Here is a 4,151-nt window from a genome sequence, read left to right as displayed (position 1 = left end):
CTTTTCTTTTTTGAAATATTTATCTTCAAACAAAATACCATATTTAAGCCAATGGTTTTTATAAGATTCTGTATAGTATAAATTTTCTAATATCATATTATAATTATATTAATAATAATTATATTTGTCAAATTAATTTATTATTTTTAAATATTTGCTTTCATTATGTATTCTATCAAGTGCTGTAACGTAATATATATATGTATTTTTTGAGTTTACAGTTTTATCTTTATAAACTACTTTAGAATTAGTATTAAAATTTGTTCTTCTAATTTTATCTATCAATTCTATAGCACTTTCACCTATAGTTTCTCTGTATATAACATAATATGATGATACAGAAGGCAATACATGTCCGTATTTATCTGTTTTGTATTCGTTAGGGTCTGTAAATGATATTTCTATACCTCCGAAAACCTTTTTTATAGAAGGATTTTCTAATTTTATAGGAGCTTTACTCATATTTTTCATGGTATTCATAGTAGGTACTATTGCTTTGAATATATAATTATTTTCTTTTATATATTTTAATGCTAAGTTTCCAAAATCTCCGCTGTCTCTGTCTCTTTTATACATGCTATGCATAGTAAAAAAAGATGAGCCTTTTATAGATCCTCTGCCTATTTTTCTTATATAATCTATTTGTTCAGACATAAGTTCTATATTCTGCCAAGGTTCAGTATTGGTTTCTCTTCCCATTTTATATAAGGCATGCCCTATATATAAATCAGAAGTATTTGTTCCTCTTGCTTTTTTATATTCATTAACCCACCAATCGGCTATAACATCAAAAGGAGCTGTTTTATGAGAAGAACTCCAGTATATCTGCGGTATCACAGCATCAACATACATTCTGTTTAATCCGTCTTTATCTGAAGCATTTTCTAATGAAGATGTCTTTTCTCCATTAAGAAGCCATAATAAAACATCAGCATGCAAAGCATCAAAATTAGGATTATATGATTGTGTATCACTTCCGTATTTACTGCCTATATATTCAGAAAGTTTTGTATTATTTCTCCAAACTCCAGCAGGGGATATAGTCCATTTTACATAAGGCTTTCTTGATTTTATTTCTTTGTATAAATCGCTTACAAGTCTATTTATATTATCTCTTCTCCAAGCATAAAGACCATTTACACCATAATCATCATAAGAGGTATTATTAATATCATATCCTCTTTTTGAACCGTACTTTTCAGCACTTACTCTGTCAGGCCAATCCTTGTATGTTTTGCCTCCTGCTGAATTTTGATAAAAATAATCATCAAAATGTATGCCGTCAACATCATAATTCTCAACTACTTCAATAACAGAATCTATTATATATTTTGAACTTATAGGTTCACCTGGATCTAAATATAGTCTGTTATCATACCAATGTATAGGCTTAAGATTATTAGATACGTATGTGTGAATGAAGTTTTTTTTAGAAAATTGTTCTTCATAAGTTTTATTTTTATCATAAGTCAAAGACATTCTATACGGATTAAACCAAGCATGAACTTCTAAATTTCTTTTATGAGCTTCATCTATTATAAACTCAAGCATATCAGTTTTGAAAGGGTATTCATCTTTTTCATCGCTTGAATCAGTACCAAAAAAATATCTTGTTGTAGGATTAATTTTTGACGGGAATATTACCCCAGCATCTGGTTTTACCTGAACGAATACGGCATTAAAATTATTTTCATATAATGTGTCTAAATGTTTTATAATAAGTTTTTTTTGTTCATTTTCGCTTCCGCCCTTTACAGGCCAATCTATATTAGCAACTGTAGAAAACCATGCTGCTCTGAACTCTCGGTACAATGGATTTAGACTTCTATCTTCTTCCATATTTTTTATAAGCATTATTCTTAATTTATCTGGTACTGCAATATTTACAGTTTGGCATGATGATATTAAGAGTACTGTAAGGGATATTAATATAATGATTTTCTTCATATTTAATTCATTTTTTATTATTGATATATTTTTTAGATTATATATTTAATAGTGATAACAGTCAATATATAAATAGAAATTGATTTTAATAAAAATAAAAGGGACCTATAAAAAGTCCCTTTATTGAATTCTAAAATATAATTTAATACTAAAGTATTATAGCATACTGTCTACCATAGCTTTAATGTTTTCGATAGTAGCTTCTTCTTTAGTAACTTCTTTAACTTTAGCACCATCTTTATAAACAGCTATTGTAGGAAGACCTAATATTTTTTCACGAATAGCTAATCTTCTAGCTTTAGAAGTATTAAAAGAATAGAATGGTACTTTTCCTTCATATTCTTTAGATAATTCATGAACATGAGGCATTAATGCTTTACAAGGCTCGCAAGTATCACCAAAATAGTCAACTAAACATAAATCCTTTGAATTAATAACTTTTTCATCAAAATTGTCTTTATTTAATTCTTCCATTATAAAACTCCAGAGATATATTTTTATAATATACATTATATAAAAAAAACATTCTTAGTCAAGTTAAAAATATACTATTTTTTAAAAAATCTACTTATTTAGTATGTAAATTTAAGTTATTTAATTGAAAGTTTATCTTGACAATTTCTAACATTATGAATATATTAATGCAATGCTTAGCAATATTTTTATAGATATACAGAATAATAAAAAAGAATGGCTGAAAAGCAAAAAAGGCAATGAGTTTGAAGACAGATTTGAGTCTTCTTTGAAACGTTACGGTTTTAATAGAAGAATATCAAGCGATAAAGAAATTAAGGATATACTTTTATCTCTAAAAAATGACATTTTAGATAAAAGCTCTGATAAAATAATCGATAATATTTATGCCTTAAAAGATAAAAGTATGGAAAATTGCTTTATATGTCAGCCTTATGGAAGTCAAAATTTTCCAGATTTTTTAATATTTACATCTAAAAAAATCATTGCTATAGAGATAAAATACAGCAGCGGTAAATCATCCAATCCTATGTGGAATAGCAATTTACCAAAGGCTAATGCTATTTATATATTCGGCTCTTATGGCAGGGGAGATGTTACATTTTTTATTGGAGGAGATGTTCTTCCTATGAATGAAAGAGTTGAGCTTATAGCATTTTTTGAAGATATAAAAAAACTTGAAGATAATTTTAAAATGAAAATGAAAAAAGAAAGTAAGAATAATTTGTTTGCATATAAATTTAACAGAGGTTTTAATGTATATGTTAGGCGTGCTTATGAACAGAATAAAACTATAAATACAAATGCCAAAATAGATTATTTTCTTCATGAAGATAGAATAAAATGCGAAAATAATGTAATAGAATTTTGTAATAGTTTATAATTTTGTAAGAGAGAAATGATGCTTAAAGAGTATACAAAAGAAAGTTTTGATTATCTTAAGAATACTGATATAGAAAAAAGAAAAAGACTAGGGCAGTACTTCACTCCTAAAACTATAAGAGATTTACTTTTAAAGAAATTAATATCCATTTCAGATAAAAAAGGCAATGTAAAAATATTAGATCCAGCATGCGGAAGCGGGGAGTTTCTTCTATCTTGCAGAGAATATTTTAATAATACTCATCTTTATGGTTTTGAGATAGATGATAGTTTAGTTTCTATTTCAAAAAAATTAATAAATAATGCCTATATAAAATGTATTGATACTTTAAAAATAGATACAGAAAAATCTATTAAATATGATTATGTTATAGGAAATCCTCCTTACTTTGAGTTTAAACCAGATAAAGAAACAAAGAAAAAATATTCTGATATAATAAGCGGAAGAGTTAATATATTTTCTATATTTATAAAATTAGGTTTAGAGCTTTTAGAAGATGGAGGATATTTAGCATATGTTGTACCTCCTTCTATGAACAATGGAGCTTTTTTTAGTAAATTAAGGGATTATATAATTAATAACAGCAGTGTTGAATATTTGCATATTGTGGAAGGTTCTGATAATTTTTATATGGCAAATCAAAAAGTTATGCTTTTAATACTAAAAAAACTAATAGTCATAAAAATAAAAATATATATTTTCAAAAAATGGTATTACAATATTTACAGAGGATAAAACTTTTTTAAACAATGCCTACAAAAATACAGTAAGTTTAAAAGATATAGGATATGCTGTAAAAACTGGCAGTATTGCTTGGAATAAATATAAAGAAAATCTCACAGAAGAT

General features: G+C 26.2%; 4 protein-coding genes. 2 read left to right on the top strand and 2 right to left on the bottom strand.

Going from position 1 to position 4,151, the window contains the following annotated elements; all coding sequences use genetic code 11:
* Nucleotides 1-132: 132 nt before the first annotated feature.
* Nucleotides 133-1,947 (bottom strand): family 10 glycosylhydrolase, encoded by a 1,815-nt coding sequence (locus KQ44_RS04800; protein WP_096736448.1) that lies wholly within the window; start codon nt 1,945-1,947, stop codon nt 133-135.
* Between the two features lie 156 nt (nt 1,948-2,103).
* Nucleotides 2,104-2,421: a thioredoxin domain-containing protein gene (locus KQ44_RS04795; protein ID WP_020004408.1), complete on the bottom strand. Its 318-nt coding sequence runs from the start codon at nt 2,419-2,421 to the stop codon at nt 2,104-2,106.
* 172 nt (nt 2,422-2,593) lie between these two features.
* Between KQ44_RS04795 and KQ44_RS04790 the strand changes: the two genes are divergently transcribed.
* The gene (locus tag KQ44_RS04790; RefSeq protein WP_096736447.1) at nt 2,594-3,304 is read left to right on the top strand and encodes a type II restriction endonuclease; all 711 of its coding nucleotides are present in this window, start codon (nt 2,594-2,596) and stop codon (nt 3,302-3,304) included.
* An 18-nt stretch (nt 3,305-3,322) separates the two neighbouring features.
* Complete coding sequence (locus KQ44_RS04785) at nt 3,323-4,039, top strand: N-6 DNA methylase (protein ID WP_240516483.1); 717 nt, start codon at nt 3,323-3,325, stop codon at nt 4,037-4,039.
* Nucleotides 4,040-4,151 lie beyond the last annotated feature (112 nt).

This window comes from Brachyspira sp. G79 (assembly GCF_002379365.1).
Taxonomy (GTDB): Bacteria; Spirochaetota; Brachyspiria; order Brachyspirales; family Brachyspiraceae; genus Brachyspira.
This window is presented reverse-complemented; position numbering and strand designations above follow the sequence as displayed.

What these genes read in the sequence shown, in the direction of transcription:
- KQ44_RS04800 (WP_096736448.1), bottom strand. Translation starts at nt 1,947, where the DNA reads ATGAAGAAAATCATTATATTAATATCCCTTACAGTACTCTTAATATCA.
- KQ44_RS04795 (WP_020004408.1), bottom strand. Translation starts at nt 2,421, where the DNA reads ATGGAAGAATTAAATAAAGACAATTTTGATGAAAAAGTTATTAATTCA.
- KQ44_RS04790 (WP_096736447.1), top strand. Translation starts at nt 2,594, where the DNA reads ATGCTTAGCAATATTTTTATAGATATACAGAATAATAAAAAAGAATGG.
- KQ44_RS04785 (WP_240516483.1), top strand. Translation starts at nt 3,323, where the DNA reads ATGCTTAAAGAGTATACAAAAGAAAGTTTTGATTATCTTAAGAATACT.